Origin of the sequence: Kineococcus sp. G2, from assembly GCF_037154035.1 — a bacterium.
GTDB lineage: Bacteria > Actinomycetota > Actinomycetes > Actinomycetales > Kineococcaceae > Kineococcus.
The window spans coordinates 1-1,254 of the sequence record NZ_JBBBEM010000130.1; the positions used below are offsets into that span (position 1 = coordinate 1).

Annotated in this window: 1 protein-coding gene and 1 pseudogene; both read left to right on the plus strand. The window is 83.6% G+C overall.

The features are described from left to right. A partial coding sequence (locus V9U69_RS17675; RefSeq protein ID WP_337063170.1) for an LpqB family beta-propeller domain-containing protein occupies nt 1-688 on the plus strand: 688 nt, incomplete at its 5' end. 149 nt (nt 689-837) lie between these two features. Beyond that, a pseudogene (locus tag V9U69_RS17680) lies at nt 838-1,254 on the plus strand (hypothetical protein); the annotation flags it as partial.

Below are 1,254 nucleotides of genomic sequence, written 5' to 3' on the forward strand. Positions count from 1 at the left end.
TTCCTGCTACGCGTGGCTGGAGGCGGGCGGGGGTGTGCTGCGGGTGCAGCGCAGCACCGCGGTGGGCGGCGCGGCGGTGCGCCTGGACGCCGCCTCGGTCGCCGGTGCGGCGGCCGGTCTGGGGCCGCCGTCGATCGACCGGCACGGCTGGGTGTGGGTGGTGCCGACCGCTCCCGGCGCGTCGCCGGCGGTGCTGCCGGCGGCCGACCCGCGCGTCGCCCCGGTGGCCGTGCAGCAGCCGCCCGGTGGCCTGGGCGGGCGGCTGCTGCGGGTGCGCGCGTCCCGCGACGGCGCCCGTCTGCTGGTGGTCGCCGAGGACGGCGACGGGGTGATCCGGGTGCGGGTGCACGCCGTGGTGCGCGACGGGGGCGGGCGCCCGGTGCGCGTCGGCGCCGGCTCGCCGGAGCTGGCGCCCGGTGCCGGCCGGGTGCTGGACGCCTCCTGGCTCGGCGGCGACCGGGTGGCGCTGCTCGTGCGCCCCGGCGCGGGCGGGGAACCGCTGGTCCTGCTGCTGCAGGTGCTCGGCCCGGCGCAGCCGCTGGCGCCCGTGCCGGGCGGGGAGTCGGTGGCGGCCGGCTCCGGCGACCGGGACGTCGTGGTGGGGACCTCCGACGGCCGCCTGCTGGTGCGCAGCGGGGCCGGGTGGGCGCAGCTGGCGCGCGGGCGGCACCCCTCGTACCCCGGCTGAGGCGGTCGGGGGGCCTGGGCGGTCGGGGCGGCCGGGGGCGCGGTGACCGGGGTGGTGTCGCGGTGTCCACGGGCCCACGCCACCGGCCCGGCCGGGCCGGCGCTGTGGACGCCCGCCGGCCGGTGCGGGAGCGCGGGCACCCTGGCGCGGTGCCCGACCCCCGCACCGCCTGCCCCGCGCCCCCGTTCCGCCACCCGCCGGTCCCCCGCAGCGCCCGCGGGCCGGGCCCCGCGCTGCGGGCGGCCGCCGACCTGCTGTGGCCCGCGACCTGCGGCGGCTGCGCGAGCGCGGGCGCGGCCTGGTGCGGCGCGTGCGCGCGCGTCCTGGCCGCGGCGCCCCTGGAGCTGCAGCTGGCCGACGGCACGCCGCTGCGGGCGGCCGCCGCGCACACCGGCCCCGCCCGTGAGCTCGTGCTCGAGGTCAAGGAGCGCCGCCGGGCCGAGCTGCGCCCCGTCGCGGCCGCCGCTCTGGCGGGTGCGGTGCGCGCCCTGCCGCCGGTGCCCCCGCACCCGCTGGTGGCACCGGTCCTGCTGGTGCCGGTGCCCGCGCGCCGCGCCAGCCGCCGC